Genomic DNA, 18,079 nt, shown 5'->3' on the forward strand with positions numbered 1-18,079 from the left:
CCCTCCCCGACACGGAGGAGCGCCTCGAAGGCTCCAAGGCGGAGGCCCAGCCTCGAGACGACGAACCATCCGTCCTGATGCGTCCTGTCGCGGCGGTGCGCGGTCACGTCGGAAGGCGGCAATCTCGACCGGCGAAGTCACAGGGCGCCCAGGCCGGCTTGCGGATCGGAGCGCAGACACTTATAGATTACATATAACATCTATTTTGCGGCATCGAAGGCGCCGGGGGCTCGGCGCCTGTCGTCCGGAGCATCCCGGATCGCGAAGCCAGCCTGGGGCGGAGATCCCTGCCTGATGAACCTCGAAGATCATCCCACGGTGAAGCGTCTCCGTGCCGCCGAGCTATCGAGCGGGCCGGCCGCTGCGAGGAGGCCATTCGGGGCGGGCGAACTGCGGCAGCTGGCCCTCGAATGCGGTGCGGACGACGTCGGGTTCGTCGAGATCGGCCGGTCCGAGCTTGAGCCGCAGCGGGACGAGATCCTGCGGCACTATCCCTGGACGCGGTCCCTCGTCAGCATCGTCGTCAAGATGGCGCAGGCACCGGTTCGCGGGACGCCGCGGTCCGTTGCCAACCTCGAATTCCACCGTGCCGGTCACGACACCAACGCCATCTGCGCCGCCATCGTCGCGCGCCTTCAGGATCATGGCATCCGAGCCGTCAACCCCTCCATGGGCTTCCCGATGGAGATGAACCAGAACCCCGGGCACGCCATCTGGATCGTGGCTCACAAGCCCGTGGCGGTCGCGGCAGGTCTCGGCCGGATGGGCATCCACCGCAACGTCATCCACCCGAAATTCGGGAACTTCATCCTGCTGGGCACGGTCCTGCTCGACCAGGACATCGACATCCCCGACGCGCCCATCGACTACAACCCGTGTCTGGAATGCAAGCTCTGCGTCGCGGCCTGCCCGGTCGGTGCGATCAAGCTCGAAGGCGCCTTCGATTTCCAGGCCTGCTTCACCCACAATTACCGCGAATTCATGGGCGGCTTCACCGACTGGGTGGAGCAGATTGCGGACTCCCGCGACGCGCTCGACTATCGCCGGCGGGTCAACGAGCCCGAGACCGCCTCGATGTGGCAGAGCCTGACCTATGGGGCGAACTACAAGTCGGCCTACTGCATCGCCGTGTGCCCGGCGGGCGAGGACGTCATCGGCTCGTACCTGAAGGATAAAGGCGCGCACCGGCGCGAAATTCTGAAGCCGCTCCAGGATCGCCCGGAACCGGTCTACGTCGTGGCCGGCACCGACGCCGAGGAGATCGCCAGACGCAAGTGGAAGCACAAGACGGTGAAGCCCGTCGGCAATGGCATGACCCCCCGGACCATCGGTGGCCTCCTGACCTTCATGCCCATCGTGTTCCAGCGGGCGCAGGCGCGCGATCTCGACGCGGTCTTCCATTTCACCTTCACCGGCGCCGAGAGCCGCCAAGCAACCGTCACCGTCCGCGATGGAAAGATCGCCGTTCGCGACGGCTTGGTCGACAAGCCCAACCTGCGTGTGATTGCCGACGCCAAGACGTGGCTCGGGTTCCTCGCCAGGGAAAAGAGCTTGGTCTGGGCTCTGGCGAGGCGGAAGATCCGGATCGTCGGGGACCCCCGGCTCCTGCTGGCCTTCGGCAAATGCTTCCCGTCGCCCGAAATCCGGCGCAAGCCCGTCGAGATCGTGCCCGAGACCTCGCTGCTGCGTCCCGCGATAACGCCCTACGCGCGGAACGACGAGGCGACCGGGACGGTGCGGTGGTTCGGCGAGCTGGAACTGCGCGACGTCGCGCAGGTCACCCGCACGGTCAGGACGTTCCGCTTCGTCGATCCGAAGGGCGGCGAGATCCCCTTCCGGCATGTGGCCGGGCAGTACCTGACGCTGGAGATCACGCGGCAGGGCATTCCGACCCGCCGCTCGTACACCATCGCCTCGTCGCCGACGTGGCGGGACCGTATCGAGATCACCGTCAAGCGCGAGGAGAACGGCGCGGTCTCCCGTTGGCTGCACGACGAGATGCGACCGGGCGACTGCGTCCAGGTCGAGGCGCCGAGCGGTGGCTTCGTGTTCTCCGGCAGGGAATGGCCGACCGTCGTGCTGATCGGCGGCGGCGTCGGGATCACGCCCATGATGAGCAGCGTGCGTTACCTGACCGAGACGGACTGGCCCGGCACGATCTACCTCCTCCTCAGCTTCAAAAGCCCGCAGGACTACATCTTCAAGGACGAGATCGAGGCGCTGAGGAAGCGGAATCCCAGGCTTCACGTTTCTGTCGCGATGTCCGCACCGGGTAGGGAGGCCTGGAAGGGTCATACCGGTCGCATCGATGCCCGCTTCGTCGCGGCCGCCGTGCCGGATATCGCGCTCCACCGCGCCCACATCTGCGGACCGACGCCCATGATGGACGCGGTCAAGGCGATCCTGCTCGATCTGGGCGTGCCGGCCGGTCAGATACGGACAGAGGCCTTCGGAACGGACCGTCGCGATCCGACCAGAAGGACCGGACAGTCCGGCACGGTCGTCGGTCAGGTCAAATTCCTGGACACCGGTAAGACGTCTACGGCTCGCGAGGGAGCGACGCTGCTCGACGTGGCTGACGAGGCGAAGGTACGCATCGACAGCGCCTGTCGCTCCGGGACGTGCGGAACCTGCATGGTGAAGCTGCGGAGCGGGACGGTTCGGATGCCCGTGCAGGACGCACTCGGCGACGGCGACAGGGAGGATGGCTACATCCTCGCCTGCCAGGCCGAGCCTGAAGGCGACGTGGAGTTGGAAGCGTAGCCCCGCGTTCGGGGGGGCGATTGATGCCGTTCAGCCCTCGGCGATGGGCGCATCTCGTGCCGCGCGGCGGGGCACCCCCAGGGCGGGGTGATCCTTGGCTTCGACCGGCTGCTCGCGTTGGCCAATGCGGGCTTCGCTTCAGGCCGCTATCGCGTTGGGGCCATGACGCTCGACGTCGAGACCGGCACGGGTCTGTGGCCAAGCCTAGCGCCAGCTCGGCTCCAAGCACCCGCGCCGCCCCTGAGCGGGCCGTCCCGGGCCATCGGTTGCTCGTCTCCGTTGCCAGAACGCCGGCCTGACGTCATTCCGCCGGGGAGAAGGCCCCCGCCCGCTCAAGATCCCGGCAAGCCGTGACCGATGGCCCAAAGGTGTTTTGGGCCGGGCACTCTCGCCAGGCGCAGGTCGGTTTGCGTCAGGGGGCGCCGTTCGCACCGTTTTTGATCGCAGCTCGGCGGCGTCCAGTGCGACGTCGCGGCGACGGGATGGGAGGACACTCAGGGAGTGCAATCCACAGGCCGCGGCTGCGGGGGCGAACCGACTTTTGGCGCGCCAACCCGTTGTGAGGAAACACCGGTTTCGGGTTGGTGGGCGATCGCGGAGACGCGGCCCGCCCATGATCTCGAATTTCGTGTTTTTTATCCGCTGCTTACCTCGATGGCTGCGTTCGCTACCCATCCCAGTCCACGTGATCAACGCGGATCTCCGGGTAGTGCGGCGGACGACGACGGATTGATCAGCTCGCATCGGATGCGCGAGCGGGACATGCTTGGGTTCCAGCCACAGACCTGAGGCGGTCCGCCGCATTTTCCCATGGGGGAACCGGGGTCACATCTCACGCGGCTCGTACGGAGCCGTCGACATCGGCCGCGACATGATCGCGGGTTTAGCTCCATGGCCTCCATCAAAATTCGTGCGTCCGCTGACGGGACCTTTGCGGTCTGCCGGAATGGATCCGCCGTCGCCTCTGGCCTGACCCGAGCCCAGGCCGACCATCTGGTGGCGGTGCTCGGCTGGATTTCCTGAGGCCTCCGAGATCCCTCCCACCGCCTGCACGGGATGTGCGAGCGGCGTTCACTGGGAAGAGCAAGTTTGGATTGAAATGTCTCCAATCAGACATTAGGCCGCCGCCGCCGGCTTCAGGCTGGCCGTCCACGTCCGCCTACCGTTCGCCCCTCAGCGACAAGGGCGGGCGTGGATGCCAAGGGGGGCGCGAAACGCTGCCCCTAAGCTCGACCGCGTCGTCGCCGGCTCGGCGAACCCTCGCCGAAACTTCCTGCTCCCTCACGCCGTAGCGTAGGCGTCCCATGCCGATGTGGAGGCGCTGCGGTGACGTTGATCAGTCTGGCTTGCTTCGTGGCTGGAACGGCCTCTGCCGCGGCGTCTCTCATCAGCGACCGTCTGCGCGTCATTCTTGAAGCTGCGGGTGGCTCCCTGTTTCTGGTCGGCCTTTGCGTGCTCGGCGCAGAGTTGCCGCTGTTCAGATAGGGCCCATTGCAGCCTCCCGGCGGCCTCACTGCATCGAGGCCCGCGACGGCAGGTCCGCCGGAGCTGCCAGGGCTTCCGGCTTGGCGCACCCGCCCCCGAAAGCGCTCAAAAGCCTCGTCCCCGCTTCCGGGGCACTCGGTGGGCTTATACGAGCCCGTGTGGACCGGACCGGTCCTTCAGAATTTTCCAGCGATGGTTAGACGTACCGCCGTAGGCTCGACCGGGTGAAACACGCGGTCGATCAGCCCTTCGGCGGGCTCGCCGGGCAACCGTGAAACATACGCGTAGGTGATCTGGTCAGACTTGCTGTTCGTCAAGTTCAGTACGTCCAGCGAGACGCTGATGCCGTTGTCGAAATTGTAGCCCACCCGGCCGTTGAACAGCGCGGTCGCCCGCGAGCGGATCGCGTTGTCCTCAATCAGCGGCCGGGGGCCGAAGTAGCGGAAGCGGAGTGATCCGAACCAGCCTAGCGGCTCGCCGAAGGTCACGCCCGCCGACGCGATGGTCGTCGGCGCTTCAGGAACCCGGTTGCCCACCGGGTCGTAGTCCGAGAAGCGAGCGTTCGTGATCGTCAGGTCGCCCTCCAGCGCGAGCCAGGGCGTCACCGCATACCGATTGGTCCATTCCACGCCGAAGCGGCGGGTCGGGCGGCTCGGCTCCGTGGTGCCGGTATCGCCCTGGAACAGGTTCTCTGAGGCGAAATCGAGCCGGAACAGGGCGAGGCTCGTCTCCAGCCCGGCAATGGACCGGTTGCGCAGGCCGATCTCGTAGCCCGTGGAGGGCACGAGGAAGGGCGAGCGGGTCGTGTTGAACAGCGAGGAGGTCGGATCCACCGTGGCGGTCACGCCGCGCACATCGTTCGAGTGGAAGCCGCCGCCGTAGTTCACGAAGAGTTCGGTGTCGAACCACGGCCCGAGCGTCAGGCCGAGCTTTGGGTTGACGATGCCATCGCGCGCCTTGCCCGAATTGGCTGGCGTGTCCGAGACGACGCTGGCGTAGTATCCGTCCGCGCGGAAACCGACGCTGGTGCGCAGCCAGTCGGTCCAGCGCACGCGGTTGTCGAAGTAGAAGGCTCCACTTGTCTCCAGCACCCGGTCGTCGAGCACGCCCGAGCGATACTGCCGGTTCGTTGTGTTGAACAGGCCGACGCGGATCGAGTCGGTGCGGGTCTGCACGCCGATCTCGTTTTCCATCGGCCTCCCGAACAGGTCGCCCTGGAAGATGTGCAGGGCCTCGCCGCCGCCGATGATGCGCTGATCGAGCTGGTGGAACTGGTCGCCGTTCACCGGATCGTTGAGGAAGTAAGTGAAGTCGTTGAACAGGTTCAATTGGGATCGGATGACGTAGGCCGAGGCCCGCGTCACGCCCGTGTCGTCCGTTGCGCTGAACTTGCCCGAGAGCGAGAAGCGCGAGGTGTCGCCGCCATCGGTCGGGTTGATCGTGCCGTAGCGGCTGATCAGCCCCTCCGCCACAGCGCGCTCTGGGATCTGGTTGGTGGCGGTCCAGCGCGCCGCGTAGGCCATGCCGGTGACCGAGAAGCCGTCGAGCGGCGTACCCTGGCTGTAGCGGGCCACGCCGTTGATCTTGCGCAGGGCGTCCGGGACCACCCACGGGCCGTCGTAGACCTGGGCTTCCCCCGCGAGGAGGAGGTTGCCCTCACCGAGTGGTACGGTGGTGATCGAGAGCGCGCGCTTGTGGCCGAAGCTGCCGATGGAGGTCAGGGCGACGTTTTTCGCGGTCGTGTCGAGATAGTCGATCCGCACGGAGCCCGCAGAGGCGAAGTCACCGTCGCGGACGAAATACGGACCCTTGTGGAATTCCACCGCGCCGACGAGTTCCGGGATCAGGAAGTTGATGTCGGCGTAGCCTTGTCCGTGGGCATGGGTTCGCAGGTTGAGCGGCATGCCGTCGAGGAACAGGGCTATGTCGGTGCCGTGGTCGAGGTTGAACCCGCGCAAGAAGAACTGATTGGCCTTGCCCTCGCCGGAGTGCTGCGTGACGATCAGGCCCGGCACCGACTCCAACACCTCGCCGGGGCGCGTCACCGGACGGCTGTTAAGCTGTGCGCCCGTGATGACACCCGAACTGGCGGAAGCCACGGGGGTGCTGATCCCACCGATCCCGGTCGTGCCCCCGACGTAGCCCGCGCTCGCGGCCGGACCGACGCGCGGCGATGCGGCTACGGCTGTGTCGGCGGTGACCGAGATCTCCTCCAGCGTCGTCTCGGTGGTCGCCGCACTCGGCGTGGAGCGGTCCTGAGCTGCGGCCGCCGAGGCCAGGGCGGCGAGGCCGACGCCCGACCAGGTCGAGAGCATTCGGATGGTGGGACGACGGGACACGGGAGCCTCGGGCGACGGGAGTGGCACGTCACCGCGAATGAGGTCTCCACGCCCAGCGTCAGCCCGGCGCTTCGACACCCGTCAGGACACCCCGCCCGACGCGTTTCGCGTGTGACCACGACTGACGGCAGGTCTCCTGGCTCGCGGGTCACCGCCCTCGCACCGTCTTCCCGGATGAGGCACATCCAGTGACGCGGTGGTGCTGGGCTCGCCGCTTACAGTTGCGGGGGCAGCCACGGCTTCAGGGCAAGCCCTTCACCGCGTTCCCTTTTGATCCCCGAAGGGAACCGTCGCTGTCACCATCCGTCGCCTTGTCAGGCCACGTCAAGCCATGAGGAAGATCGGCGACCGTGTGTGGCCTCGCTGTGACAATGGGGTCCTTAACCTCGCCGTTATCGAACGGTCGCTTCCGCGCATCAAGCCAATTACCGCGTCACACCCATTGCCGAACTTGACCGGACGCGAAGCGACACGGTTTGGCTATAAGAGGCTTGATCACCTGTGGTTCGATCGCCCGATCTAAAGCCTCGATGGCGGCTCGGAGTTGCTCCGGTCCGAGTCCTGACGCGTATACGGCAAGGCCGAGCGCGGCTTGGCGTGACCCATAAGCTCGGCGATAACGCTGCTGTTTACTGTTGTGGTGTGCGTAGAGGCCCGTTGGAGATAAGTTGCGAAGCATCGTCTGAAGCTATGGACATCGACCTGTTTGCTGGGCCCAAGCACCTTCTGGCAAAAGGTGGCAAATCGCTTCACCACGATCCAGCTTCGCTTCCCGTCCGGCCCCGCGGGCGTGAGACCCGAGTATACCCAGCCGTCTGACGAGCGTGCAACGCGCTGCTGCAAGATCGGCCTAGCTGATCCGTGAACTGGTACGACGCGCCGGGCATGCTCCGTTTTCCGTGGGAGATGCGGAACGCTCGCCCCTCTATGCGCATGTCGGCGGTGCGAAGCTGGCAAAGCTCGCTGATGCGGCAGCCGGTCAGTAAGCCGACCCGCATGAGGTCGAACAGCACCGTCCCCTACCGCTGGCCCATGATCGCCACAGGATCAGCCGTGAGGAGCGTGACAAGCTCATCAGCGGTGTCGGCGCGCTTCGATGGCTCCTGCCTCGATCCGTTCGCGACGCTACCCTGGCCCTGCCACGGATTGTCGGCGACAAAGCCACGCTTGATGAGCCGCTGCCACATCGAAGAGAGCGCCGCGATCTGTCGATGGACCATGGCCTGAGACGCCCGACTCCGCAGGAGCACGTCGCTGACGAACTCACCCGCGGTGCGTCGATCCACGCCGCGGACGGCATAGTTTGACGGCTGAGTTTGTGCGAACTCCCGGACGGCAAGGGCGTGCTGCATCCGAGATTGCTTGGTCTGGACCCATCGATCTCCTTCAACCAGCGCTCCAGCGTCGTGAGCATTGTGGTCTGGCGCGATGAGCCCCCTGGATGAGCATGATCGCGGCCATCCTTTCGGGTTGTCTTTTGGGGAGAGAATGAGGCGTTGGGTCCGGGCACTCGCGCCCGGTATCATCGCGGGACCGTCCTGAACCGGTCAGGGCAGCCGCCCGGGCGGGCTGCCAACCCTCCGAAACGGTCTGCGCACCGATCCAGTCCCAGAGCAGCGCCAGCGCGATCCACCGTCGCTGCCGCGCAACAGCCTCGGTGCTCGTGTCGAGAGCCCGGACGAGATGGGTCTGTCCGACCGTGGAGACGAGATGGGCTGGCACCCTGAGTCGCACGGACCAGCGCCCACGACGGCATTGCAGGTGGTCGGCGCGCCGCACCTTTGGCCTCATCCCGTACGGCTACGATGACGCTGTGTCACCAAAGCTGGCCGGACGAAGCGATAAAAGCGCTGCTTTTACAACATCTTAGGGCTAAATGGCGGAGACGGAGGGATTCGAACCCTCGATACCCATTTCTGGGTATGCTCATTTAGCAAACGAGTGCCTTCAGCCGCTCGGCCACGTCTCCGGCGCTCTGGCTCTAGAAGGTCGGATCCGGCGGGTCAACCCGATCCTGGCGGGCGGCGGCCACGCGGCGGCGCTCGACATGCTTCGCGACGCGCAGATGCCGCGAGATCGCGTAGTTCATCGCCGTCAGGAAGCCGTAGGTGCCGCGCACGAAGTGGCGGCGCCCGAGATAGGCCTTCAGGAAGTTGCCCGGCAGTTCCACGAACACCCGCCAGGTCGGGATCACCACGCCCCGCGTCTCCAAGTCCTCCGCCTGCTGGTCGGAGTAGCGATTCAGCTTGTCGAGCTGGTCGCCGAGCGAGCGCACCGAGAAATGATGGATCACGCCCCTGAGCCGCCCCGGCGTGACGCCGGGTTCCAGCGCCACCCGGTCGTGCACCGGCGAGGCGGCGTAACGGCCCCGGTCCTTCCTGTAGAGCCGGACCGGCGTCAGGGTGTAGGCGAGCGGGTGCGGGCGGCCCTCGCCGGGAAAGATCTCCGCGATGCCGATCCGCCACGCCGGCCGGCGCGGCTCGCCCGCGGCCCAGAGGGCCCGGATCTCCCGGACGAGATCCTCCGGCACCACCTCGTCGGCGTCGAGGTTCAGGAGCCAGACATGCCGGCACTGCTCCTCGGCGAACCGCTTCTGCGGGCCGTAGCCCGGCCAGGGATTGTGGATCACCCGCGCGCCGAGCGCGGCCGCCAGCGCCTGCGTGCCGTCGGTGGAGCCCGAATCGACCACCACGAGGTCGTCGGTCAGGCCCCGCACCGCCCGGATCGTCGCGCCGATCCGGTCCACCTCGTTGTGGGCGATGATGAAGACCGACAGCGGCAGCCGCCGGTCGGCCGCGGCGGCCGACGGGGATGCGGGCGCGCCGCTCACGCCAGCCAGTCCGGCACCCGGTCCAGGGCGATCAGCGCGTCGACGTCGAGGCGCGGTCGCACCACGGCCGCCCGGTCCCCCCGCACCAGAACCTCCGGCACCAGGGGCCGCGTGTTGTAGGTGCAGGACTGCACCGCCCCGTAGGCGCCGGCGCTCATCACGGCGATCAGGTCGCCCGCCGCCACCGCCGGCATGTCACGGTTGAGAGCGAGATAGTCGCCGCTCTCGCAGACCGGACCCACCACGTCGGCGACGAGGCGCGGCGTCCCGGAACTTGGCTCGAGGACCGGCCGCAGGGCGTGATAGGCCTCGTACAGGGTCGGGCGGATCAGGTCGTTCATCGCCGCGTCGACGATCACGAAGGTGCGCCCCTCGCTGTGCTTCACGTAGAGCACCCGCGTCACCAGGATCCCGGCATTGCCGACGATCATCCGGCCGATCTCGAAGACCGGCCGCAGGCCGAGCGGGGCGAAATGCGGCCGCAGGGTCGCCGCCAGGGCGGCCGGATCCGGCGGCGGCGCGTTGTCGTCGCGATAGGGGATCCCGAGACCGCCGCCGAAATCGATGTGGCGCAGGGGATGGCCGGCCGCCATGAGCGTCCGGGCGAGGTCCGCCAGCAGCCGGGCCGCGTCGGCGAAGGGCGCCAGATCGGTGATCTGGCTGCCGATATGCATGTCGACGCCGTGCACCGCGATCCCCGGCAGGGCGGCGGCAGTGGCGTAGACCGCCGGCGCCCGGGTGATCGGGATGCCGAACTTGTTCTCGTACTTGCCGGTGGAGATCTTGGCGTGCGTGCCGGCATCCACGTCGGGGTTCACCCGGATCGAGACCGGGGCCTTGAGGCCGAGGCCCACGGCCACGTCGGACAGGACCGCGAGTTCCGGCTCGCTCTCGACATTGAAGCAGAAGATGCCGGCCTTGAGCGCGGCCTCCATCTCGGCGCGGGTCTTGCCGACGCCGGAGAACACGATCTTGCCGGGGTCCACCCCAGCCGCCAGCGCCCGCTGCAGCTCGCCCCCCGAGACGATGTCCATCCCGGCGCCCTGGGAAGCGAGGGTGCGCAGGACGGCCTGGTTCGAATTCGCCTTCATGGCGAAGCAGACCAGCGCGTCGTCGGCCGCGAAGGCCTCCGCGAAGACGCGGTAATGCCGCTCGAGGGTGGCGGTGCTGTAGCAGTAGAACGGCGTCCCGACCTCCGCGGCGAGGCCGGTCAGGTCGACCGCCTCGGCGTGCAGGCGGCCGTCGCGATAGTGGAAATGGTGCATCTCGGCCGTGTCTCGTCTGCGCGCCGGAGCGCGGCCTGTTTCCCGTGAAACACCCCGCCGCAGGCCGACGCGGGCGCACGCCGACGACCGGATCCAACCGGGTCACCGGGCGCGGAGCACCACGACGGCCTGCCGGCGGCGTGGCGCCGTGCCGGCCTCAGCCCTCTACAGCAGCGGATCCAGAATGAAAGGCTCCTTCGGCACGCGGTAGCCCCGCCGCGCGCCGCGGCTGGTCTCCACCGGCGCATCGGTGCCGCCCGGCGGCACTGCCGCCACGGAGAGTTCGTCGCCGGCGCGCACCGAGGCCGCATCCGGCTCCGGGGCGCCCCCGCCGAGGCCGACGGAGACCGGCAGCGTCCGCCGCCCGGTCGCCGCGCCCCCGCTCGCCGGCGCGGCGGCCGGGGCCGCCGTCTGCGGCGGTTCCAGGGCACCACGCCGCCCGCAGGCGGAGACCGCCAGGGCCACGAGGCCGGACACGGCGAGGAGTTTCAGGGCGGGTTTCGACAACATCGCGCGAGGGTCCGGCGGGCTCGGCACCGGCACGCGAGGGCCGGCGGGAGCGCTACCTTAGCCGTTGCCGAGCCCCGGCGCGAGCGCGCCCCCGCCACAGGCCGGGCTCGGTCCTCGGCCGATGGCCCGCTCGGGGGACTTTCGGCCGAGGATTGTCAGCGGAGAGGCGTCAGCCCCGCCGCTCCTTGCCGCCCTGCGAACCCTGCCGGTTCTTGGCGGGGGCGTTCTGCTGCTGCTCGGCCTCGTAGGCGTCGATCGCCCGGCGGCAGTTCTCGCTCAGCTTCTTCCAGTTCTTCTGGAAGCAGGCGTCGGTGGCCGGATCGTCGGGGGCCAGATTGCCGCAGTAGGTCAGGTAATCGCCGGTGCAGTACTTCTTCAGGGTCTCGTTGCCGCGCTTCGTCTGCTGCGCCGCCGCCGGCAGCGTCAGGACAACGGACGCCGCGACGGCGAGGGCGATCGGCTTCAGGCGCATGGGTATCCGTACCATCTGTCGAAGTTGTGAATGCGTGACGCGTCGACGTTGCGATGATGCCTTTGCGTGGTCGAAACAAGGCAGTCGTCGCAGGTTTTCGGTCCGGTTCTGGTGGTAGAGGCCCCGTTTCGGAGGCGGATCCGCTCAAACCCGTTCGTGCTGCGGCATCGGCGCGGCGGCGCGGGGCATCCGGCCCGGGCCCGTGAGGGCGTCGGCGACCTCGACGATTCGCCGGCGCAGATCGGCGTTCTCCCGCTCGATCCCGGCTTGCCGATCCGGTTGCCGGTCGCCGGAGCGGTCGTTCTGCCGGTCGGCCAGGGTCAGGGCCAGAGCCTCCTCGGCCGCCTTCAGGCTGGCGCGCAGATCGTCGCGCTCGGCCGCCAGCGCAGCGGCGTCCGGTGCCGGGGCCATGCCCTGCCGGAGCGTCAGGAGGCTGTCGAGCAGGTCGGCATGGGCGTCCTCGAGGGCCTGGAGCGTCGCGAGGCTCGCGGTGCCGTCCTCGCGGGCGATCGCCAGTTCGGCCTCGAGCTCCCGGGTCTTGGCCTGGACCTGGGCGATTTCGGCATCGCGGGCCGCGACATCGCGCGCCAGGGCGGCGACCCGCATCGTCCCGGCTCCGATCGCCGCCATGTCGGCCTGCCGCCGCGCCTCGACCGTCTCGACCCGGCGCTCCAGGCGGCGCTGCTGGACGGCGAACTGCGCGCGCAGGAAGTCGCGCTCCGCCGCGATCTCGGCCGGCGAGAGGGGCAGGCGCGCCTCGGCCCGGCGTCGCTCCAGGCGTGCGGCACGCGCATTGAGGGCCGGCAGCAGCAGCAGGCCGCACAGGCTCGCCGCCAGGAAGCCCAGCGCGAAGATCATCACCGTTTCGATCACGAGGGTGCAGTCCGCGCATCCGGCCGGAAGACCCGACCCAAGTCCACTCTAGCCCAGGTTGGCCGCGGGGGTGAAATCCTGCGGCACCGGTCAATCAGAACGGATTCCTGATCAGAACGGGTTCCAGGTCGGCTCACGGGTGAACTTCAAATAACCGACATTGATCCCGAGGCGCGCGCCCACGCCGCTGCGGATCGGCACGACGATGGTCCGGTCGTTGACCACCGCGGTCATCCCGAAGCCGCCCACGAGGTAGGCCGAGCCGTCGACGCCGGCGAAGCGGCGATACAGGTTGCGCACGTTCGGCAGGTTGTAGACCAGCATCATGGTGCGCGCGCCGTCGCCGCCGACGTCGAAGCCGAGGGACGGGCCCTGCCAGTAGATGCGCCGCTGCCCGGCATTGCGGGTGTAGAGGGTGCCCTCGCCGTAGCGGACGCCCGCCACCAGGGCGCCGCCGCCCTCCTGTCCGAGGATATAGCCGTTGGGCTCGCCCCAGCGCCGGCCCGCCTCCTCGACGGTGAGCGCGAGCCCGCGCGACACGGTGCCGAAGAACCGGTGGCCGGATTCCACGATCTCGCCGGGGCGGAAGGTCTCGGGCGTGTCGAGGTCCTCGCCGGCCGCCCGGGCCGGCTCCGCGGCGGCGAGGCCGGCGAGAGAGGCGCCGAAGGGCGCGCCGAGAGCCAGGCCGAGGCCCGCCCGCAGCAGGGTGCGGCGGTCGGTGCCGCGATCGTCTCGTGCCATCATCGTTGTCTCCTCGCCCGGTTCGATTAACGGTTCGTGCGATGGACCTGGGCCGCTCTCGTCCCGCCGGGCCGGCAGCGGCCGCGCCTGCGCCCCGGATCGGCCGGGGCGCCGCCATCCATCCGGGCCGTGCGTCCCGCGAACCCGGGCGGATGAGTCGGACCAGCTTCTGAGGGAATTCGCAAGATGTGGTTAACGCGTCCTGACCCCGCGGCCGCGGCGATCATCCCGGGGGCGGCGCTGACGATCACGCTGGCCCTCGCGCTGACGGCCACGCTGGCCCCTCTGCCGGGGGTCGGTCCCCGCCGCGCCGCGGCCGAAGAGGGCCTGCCGTCCCAGACGCGGATCGCGCTGCTGACGCTCAACGGCTTCGACCCCGTCAGCTACTTCCTGGAGGGCGGGCCGCAGGCCGGGGCGGCCCGGTTCGAACTGTCCTGGGACGGCCGGGTCTGGCGCTTCGCCAGCGGCGCCAACCGCGAGGCCTTCCGGGACGATCCGCCGGTCTACGCCCCGCGCCTCGGGGGCTACGACGCTGCCGGAATCCTCGAGGGCCGGCTGGTGGATGCCGATCCCCTGGTCTTCGCGGTGATCGGCGAGCGCCTCTACCTGTTCCGGAATGCCGAGCGCCGCGCCCGGTTCCTGGCCGAGCCCGACCTGGTCCGGCAGGCGGAGGCGGCGTGGCCGGCCCTGCGTGCCCTGCAGGACGTCCCGCCTATGGATGCGCCGCGCTGAGCGGCACCGTCGGCCTGCCGGTCGGCAGGGCGAGGCGCGGGGCCAGGGCGGGATCGCCCAGGGCCGCGAAGGGCCCGTTGCGATGATCGGGCCCGTGCTGCCCGTAGCGGATCGGGCCACCGCCGGGCACCACCACGCAGCCCCCCGCCGCCGCGACGATGTGATCGCCCGCGGCCGTATCCCATTCCATGGTCGGGCCGCAGCGCACGTAGATGTCCGCCTCGCCGGCGGCGATCAGCCCGAACTTCAGGGCGGATCCGACCTGGCGCGTCTCCAGGACGGGCAGCGCCGCGAGGCAGGCGGCGGTTTCGGGATCGCCGTGCCGCCGGCTGCCCAGGGCGACGAGGCCGGCCTCCGGCGCCGGTCGCGTGTGGACCGGCCGCCCGGCCCCCGGCCGGCCGGCGACCACCGCGCCCTCGACGGTTGCTGCGCCCGCCCACCAGACCCGGCCGAGCCCCGGGGCCGCCAGGGCAGCGGCCACCGGGCGGGCGCCGGACACCAGCGCGATGTTGACCGAGTAGTCCGGCGTCCCGGCGAGGAAGTCGCGGGTGCCGTCCAGGGGATCGACGAGGAAGAAGAGGTCGGCCGGCCGCGTCGCGTCGGTCTGGGCACGCTCCTCGGCCACGACCGCGATCCCCGGGAAGCGTCCGGCGAGGGCCTCGACGATCAGGTCCTCGGCCTCGGTGTCGGCGGCGCTGGACGGTGAGCCGTCCGGCTTCAGGGCGTGGGGGCAGGGGGCCCGATGGTAGCGGCGCAGGATCTCGCCCGCCGCGCAGGCGATCTCGGCGAGCGCCGCGGCGATCCGCTCACGCTCCGGTTCCGAGATCGTCGTCGCGCTCGTCATGGTCCCTCCGGAGGCGACCCTGAATGCCCGAGCCCGCCGGCAATGTCGACCGTGTCTCCCGGGTGTGCGGCCGGCCTGTCGGGCCGGGACGGCCCCGTCAGCCGTGCTCCGGCGGGACATCCGCGGCGCCCGGCATCCGCAAAGTCCGCCGGATCCGCGCCAGCAGGGCCTGGCTCCGGCGCCGGTGGCGGCGCAGCTCCGCCGCGAGGCTGCGGGCGTCCGGAAGGCCCACGGCTTTGGCGATCTGCCGGGCCGCGGTCTCGGAGGGCTCCGCGGCGGGATCGGTCATCACGAGCCGCTGCCACTGATAGACGGCGTCGAGGAACCCGTAGGTCTCGGCGAGGGCCTCGCCCGTTGCCGCGGGCAGGAGGCCGCGCGCCGCCGCCTCCCGGAACAGCGCCTCCGCGCCGAGGCCGATGCAGCCGGGCCAGTCGCGGGCCCGGCTCAGCACGAGGGCCTGGGCCAGGAAGTCGAGGTCGAACAGCGCGCCCGGTGCGAGCTTCAGGTCGAAGGGGCCGGCATGGCCCCGCTCCCGGGCGACCAGGGCCCGCATCGCGCCCGCCTCGGCGCAGACGGCGGCGGTTTCGCGCGGTTGCCGGAGCACCCGGGCGATCGCGGCCGTGACGTCGGCCGCCAGGGTGGCGTCGCCGGCCACGACCCGGGCGCGGGCGAGCGCCATGTGCTCCCAGAGTTCCGCCTCGCCGCCGTGATAGGCCGCGAAGCCGCTGAGCTGCACGGCGGGCGGGCTGTGGCTGCCGTAGGGCCGCAGCCGCAGGTCGACCGCGTAGAGCCGCCCCCGCCGCGTGGCCGTGGTGAGCGCCGCGAACACGCGTTGCGCCAGCCGGTTGTAGGCCACCACGGCGTCGAGGGGGCGCCGGCCGTCGCTGGTGCGATTCTCCGGGTCGAAATCGTAGAGGAAGACGAGGTCGAGGTCGGATTCCGCGCTGAGCTGCCGGGATCCGAGGCGGCCCAGCGCCAGGATGCAGCAGCGTCCCTTGGGCAGCGTGCCGTGGTCCAGGGCGAACCGGCGCTCCTCCGCCTCCAGGCTCAGCGCCACCGTCGCGTCGGCGATCGCCGCGTAGGCCTCCCCGGCCTGGCGCGGCGTGAGGATGCCCGACAGGAGGCGGGCGCCGGTGACGAAGGTCATCTGCCGCGTGGCGTCCCGGCAGCGGTCGAGGCTCTCCTCGTGGCTCGCCGGCTGTCCCAGGAGCGCCCGGTACTGCGCGCGGACCTGATCGGGATCGGTGGTCGGCGTCACGAAATCTGCGTCGAGCACGGTGTCGAGGACGTGCGGGCTCAGGCCCACCGTGTCGGCGAGGCGGGGTGCCGTCCCCAGGATGTCGGCGAACAGGAGGCGCAGGCGCTCGTGCGAGCGCAGGATGGCGAGGAGTTCCGCCACCGCGGGCATCCGCGCGAAGGCCCGGTCGAGGGCGAGGAGCGCCGCGTCCGGATCGGCGGTTCCGCCGAGCGCCCGCAGCAGCGCCGGGAGCACCTCGGCGAGGATCTCCCGGGCCCGGCCGGTCCGCAGGGCCGGGCGGCGCCCGAGATGCCAGCCCTGCACGGTCTCCCAGGCCAGGGGCGGATCCCGGAACCCGAAGGCGCCGAGCCGCGCCAGGGTCGCGGGCTCCGGCTCGCTCGCGCCGAAGACCAGGGGGGGCCCGTCCCCGCCCGCCTCCGGCCCGGCCTCGAACAGCAGGGCGTAATGCGCCTGGACCCGGCCGGCGTGGTGGAGCAGCGCCGCCTCGAAGGCCGCCAGGTCGGAAAAGCCCGCGAACAGCGCCAGCGCGGTCAGCGCCTCGGTCCCGGTGGGCAGGCGCTGGGTCTGCTCGTCCCGGATCATCTGGATCCGGTGCTCCAGGGTGCGCAGGAACGTGTAGGCCGCACGCAGCTCGTCCCGGGCCTGCCCGTCGATCCAGCCCTGCGCGACGAGTTCGGCCAGCATCGCGACCGTACGACGCCCCCGCAGGGCGGGCTTGCGGCCGCCGAAGACGAGCTGCTGGGTCTGGACGAAGAACTCGATCTCCCGGATGCCGCCGCGGCCGATCTTGATGTCGTGGCCGCCGACCGCGATGGTCTCGTGGCCGCGGACCATGTGGATCTGGCGCTTCAGGGCGTGGATCTCGGCGATGGCCGGGAAGTCGAAGTGCCGGCGCCAGATGAACGGCGCCAGTTCCGCGAGGAACGCTTCGCCGGCCGGGATGTCGCCGGCGATCGGTCGGGCCTTGATGAAGGCCGCGCGCTCCCAGTTCTGGCCGAGCGTCTGGTAGTAGTCGAAGGCGAAGCCGGTGGAGAGCGCCACCGCGGTGGAGCCCGGGTCCGGCCGCAGCCGGTAGTCGATGCGGTGGACGTAGCCGTCCGCGGTCCGGTCGGCCAGGAGCTTCACCAGCCCCTGCGCCAGCTTGACGAAGAAGGGCTTCGGATCGCCGCCGGTGGCCGCGGCGGCGGAGCCGGCCTCGTAGAAGACGACGAGGTCGATGTCGCTCGAATAGTTCAGCTCGCAGCCGCCGAGCTTGCCCAGGCCGAGGACGATCAGGCCGGACCCGTCCTGCGGCGCCTCCGGATCCGCGGGCCGGAACCGCCCGGCCGCCATCCCCTGCCGGAGCAGCGCCTCGACCGCCCCGCTCACCGAGGCGTCCGCGAAGGCCGACAGGGCCTGGGTCACCGCGTCGAGATCCCAGCAGCCGCCGAGATCGGCCAGCGCGACCAGGAGGGCATGTTCCTCCCGGTTGGCGCGCAGCCGCCGGCCGACCTCGGCGAGGTCGGGGTTCGCCCCGCAGGACGCGCCGACCGCGCGCTGCCGGGCGATGATGTCCCGGCTGGCCGCGTCCGGCGCCTGTTCCAGCAGGGCGACGAGCCGGTCCGGCGACCGGGTGGCCGCCCGCCAGAGGAAGGGCGAGTGGTCCGCGAGGCCGAGGAGCAGGTCCCGGCACGGCGGCGTCAGGAAACCGGCCGGAAGGGCCGGCGCGATCTCGGCGAGCCGGGCCTGCGCGGCGTCCGGATCGGCGAGGCCGAGCCGGGGGCTCAGGCTCGCGCGCAGCGTCGTGGCCGATCCGTTCCGGAGACCGGTCTCGTCTCTCATGCCGCATCCTCCCTGGCGCGACGGGGCGGGCATCGTAACCGACCGGGCCGCCCGTGTCCGGCCCCGCGCGCAGGGACGCGCGGATCCTGGGCTGGGCGGGTCCTGGGCTGGGCGGATCCTGGGCTATGCGGATCCGGAATCGGGGG

The 18,079-nt window shown here is 70.1% G+C and carries 13 protein-coding genes, 1 tRNA gene and 1 riboswitch; of the genes, 2 read left to right on the plus strand and 12 right to left on the minus strand.

Annotation, left to right across the window (positions count from 1 at the left end; translation table 11 throughout):
- Window positions 1–294 precede the first annotated feature (294 nt).
- A complete protein-coding gene (locus tag GGQ91_RS20440) occupies window positions 295–2,763 on the plus strand; it encodes a 2Fe-2S iron-sulfur cluster-binding protein (protein WP_182592733.1) in 2,469 nt (822 codons plus the stop codon).
- 1,661 nt (window positions 2,764–4,424) lie between these two features.
- Here the strand turns inward: GGQ91_RS20440 and GGQ91_RS20445 are convergent.
- The 10 genes from GGQ91_RS20445 to GGQ91_RS20485 all read right to left on the minus strand — a co-directional run bounded on the left by GGQ91_RS20445 (window position 4,425) and on the right by GGQ91_RS20485 (window position 13,281).
- On the minus strand, window positions 4,425–6,563 hold the full coding sequence (locus GGQ91_RS20445; RefSeq protein ID WP_182592786.1) for a TonB-dependent receptor: 2,139 nt from the start codon (window positions 6,561–6,563) through the stop codon (window positions 4,425–4,427).
- 133 nt (window positions 6,564–6,696) lie between these two features.
- Window positions 6,697–6,894: riboswitch (cobalamin riboswitch) on the minus strand.
- Between the two features lie 712 nt (window positions 6,895–7,606).
- Window positions 7,607–7,939, minus strand: coding sequence for a hypothetical protein (locus GGQ91_RS20450; RefSeq protein WP_182592734.1), 333 nt, complete (start codon window positions 7,937–7,939; stop codon window positions 7,607–7,609).
- A gap of 34 nt (window positions 7,940–7,973) precedes the next feature.
- Window positions 7,974–8,378: a DUF6538 domain-containing protein gene (locus GGQ91_RS28610; RefSeq protein WP_403091461.1), complete on the minus strand. Its 405-nt coding sequence runs from the start codon at window positions 8,376–8,378 to the stop codon at window positions 7,974–7,976.
- A gap of 86 nt (window positions 8,379–8,464) precedes the next feature.
- Window positions 8,465–8,556 (minus strand) — tRNA-Ser (locus tag GGQ91_RS20455).
- 12 nt (window positions 8,557–8,568) lie between these two features.
- Window positions 8,569–9,417: a glycosyltransferase family 2 protein gene (locus GGQ91_RS20460; RefSeq protein ID WP_179697349.1), complete on the minus strand. Its 849-nt coding sequence runs from the start codon at window positions 9,415–9,417 to the stop codon at window positions 8,569–8,571.
- Complete coding sequence (lysA, locus tag GGQ91_RS20465; RefSeq protein WP_043386933.1) at window positions 9,414–10,682, minus strand: diaminopimelate decarboxylase; 1,269 nt, start codon at window positions 10,680–10,682, stop codon at window positions 9,414–9,416. Before lysA ends, GGQ91_RS20460 begins: the two co-directional genes overlap by 4 nt.
- 165 nt (window positions 10,683–10,847) lie before the next feature.
- Window positions 10,848–11,192, minus strand: a complete 345-nt coding sequence (gene lptM / locus GGQ91_RS20470; protein WP_043352391.1) for an LPS translocon maturation chaperone LptM — start codon at window positions 11,190–11,192, stop codon at window positions 10,848–10,850.
- Between the two features lie 169 nt (window positions 11,193–11,361).
- Window positions 11,362–11,664: a hypothetical protein gene (locus GGQ91_RS20475; protein ID WP_043352393.1), complete on the minus strand. Its 303-nt coding sequence runs from the start codon at window positions 11,662–11,664 to the stop codon at window positions 11,362–11,364.
- A gap of 144 nt (window positions 11,665–11,808) precedes the next feature.
- The gene (locus GGQ91_RS20480) at window positions 11,809–12,537 is read right to left on the minus strand and encodes a hypothetical protein (RefSeq protein WP_343066821.1); all 729 of its coding nucleotides are present in this window, start codon (window positions 12,535–12,537) and stop codon (window positions 11,809–11,811) included.
- A 111-nt stretch (window positions 12,538–12,648) separates the two neighbouring features.
- Complete coding sequence (locus GGQ91_RS20485; protein WP_043386928.1) at window positions 12,649–13,281, minus strand: DUF1134 domain-containing protein; 633 nt, start codon at window positions 13,279–13,281, stop codon at window positions 12,649–12,651.
- A 183-nt stretch (window positions 13,282–13,464) separates the two neighbouring features.
- Between GGQ91_RS20485 and GGQ91_RS20490 the strand changes: the two genes are divergently transcribed.
- Window positions 13,465–14,010 (plus strand): YHS domain-containing (seleno)protein, encoded by a 546-nt coding sequence (locus tag GGQ91_RS20490; RefSeq protein WP_043759343.1) that lies wholly within the window; start codon window positions 13,465–13,467, stop codon window positions 14,008–14,010.
- On the opposite strand, the gene GGQ91_RS20495 is transcribed toward GGQ91_RS20490, so the two are convergent.
- Window positions 13,991–14,854: a 3'(2'),5'-bisphosphate nucleotidase CysQ family protein gene (locus GGQ91_RS20495; protein ID WP_182592735.1), complete on the minus strand. Its 864-nt coding sequence runs from the start codon at window positions 14,852–14,854 to the stop codon at window positions 13,991–13,993. The two genes, GGQ91_RS20490 and GGQ91_RS20495, sit on opposite strands and share 20 nt — an antisense overlap.
- Before the next feature lie 97 nt (window positions 14,855–14,951).
- Window positions 14,952–17,933: a bifunctional [glutamine synthetase] adenylyltransferase/[glutamine synthetase]-adenylyl-L-tyrosine phosphorylase gene (locus GGQ91_RS20500; RefSeq protein ID WP_043386920.1), complete on the minus strand. Its 2,982-nt coding sequence runs from the start codon at window positions 17,931–17,933 to the stop codon at window positions 14,952–14,954.
- Window positions 17,934–18,079: the final 146 nt, after the last annotated feature.

Source organism: Methylobacterium fujisawaense, from assembly GCF_014138435.1.
Classification (GTDB): domain Bacteria; phylum Pseudomonadota; class Alphaproteobacteria; order Rhizobiales; family Beijerinckiaceae; genus Methylobacterium; species Methylobacterium fujisawaense.

What these genes read in the sequence shown, in the direction of transcription:
- GGQ91_RS20475 (WP_043352393.1), bottom strand. Translation starts at nt 11,664, where the DNA reads ATGCGCCTGAAGCCGATCGCCCTCGCCGTCGCGGCGTCCGTTGTCCTG.
- lysA (WP_043386933.1), bottom strand. Translation starts at nt 10,682, where the DNA reads ATGCACCATTTCCACTATCGCGACGGCCGCCTGCACGCCGAGGCGGTC.
- GGQ91_RS20490 (WP_043759343.1), top strand. Translation starts at nt 13,465, where the DNA reads ATGTGGTTAACGCGTCCTGACCCCGCGGCCGCGGCGATCATCCCGGGG.
- GGQ91_RS20440 (WP_182592733.1), top strand. Translation starts at nt 295, where the DNA reads ATGAACCTCGAAGATCATCCCACGGTGAAGCGTCTCCGTGCCGCCGAG.
- GGQ91_RS20500 (WP_043386920.1), bottom strand. Translation starts at nt 17,933, where the DNA reads ATGAGAGACGAGACCGGTCTCCGGAACGGATCGGCCACGACGCTGCGC.
- GGQ91_RS20445 (WP_182592786.1), bottom strand. Translation starts at nt 6,563, where the DNA reads ATGCTCTCGACCTGGTCGGGCGTCGGCCTCGCCGCCCTGGCCTCGGCG.
- GGQ91_RS20485 (WP_043386928.1), bottom strand. Translation starts at nt 13,281, where the DNA reads ATGATGGCACGAGACGATCGCGGCACCGACCGCCGCACCCTGCTGCGG.
- GGQ91_RS20450 (WP_182592734.1), bottom strand. Translation starts at nt 7,939, where the DNA reads ATGCAGCACGCCCTTGCCGTCCGGGAGTTCGCACAAACTCAGCCGTCA.
- GGQ91_RS20495 (WP_182592735.1), bottom strand. Translation starts at nt 14,854, where the DNA reads ATGACGAGCGCGACGACGATCTCGGAACCGGAGCGTGAGCGGATCGCC.
- GGQ91_RS28610 (WP_403091461.1), bottom strand. Translation starts at nt 8,378, where the DNA reads ATGAGGCCAAAGGTGCGGCGCGCCGACCACCTGCAATGCCGTCGTGGG.
- lptM (WP_043352391.1), bottom strand. Translation starts at nt 11,192, where the DNA reads ATGTTGTCGAAACCCGCCCTGAAACTCCTCGCCGTGTCCGGCCTCGTG.